General features: G+C 58.8%; 1 protein-coding gene. It reads right to left on the bottom strand.

Features of this window, described 5'->3' with window-relative positions; all coding sequences use genetic code 11:
* A partial coding sequence (locus MWC30_RS22160; RefSeq protein ID WP_260101269.1) for a proton-conducting transporter membrane subunit occupies positions 1 to 330 on the bottom strand: 330 nt, incomplete at both ends.

The raw sequence follows: 330 nt of genomic DNA, 5'->3' as shown, positions 1-330 counted from the left end.
TGTGGAACGGGAACATGGGCACCTTGATGGCGAAGGCGAGGAAGAAGGCCAGAAAGAGCCACGTCTGGTAGCCCGCCGGGAGCCCCAGGTTGTGGTAGGTCAGGATGTCGAAGGTGACGATCCCCGTGGCGTCATAGTAAAGGTAGCAGAGCACCAGGATGGCCACCAGCATGAGCACGCTGCCGCTCATGGTGTAGATGAAGAACTTGACGGCGGCGTAGATCCTCCGGGGCCCCCCCCAGATCCCGATGATAAAGTACATGGGGATGAGCATGACTTCCCAGAAGACGTAGAAGAGGACAAAGTCGAGAGCGCAGAAGACCCCCAGCA

The organism is Desulforhabdus sp. TSK, from assembly GCF_022836495.1.
Taxonomy (GTDB): Bacteria; Desulfobacterota; Syntrophobacteria; order Syntrophobacterales; family Syntrophobacteraceae; genus Desulforhabdus.
This window is presented reverse-complemented; position numbering and strand designations above follow the sequence as displayed.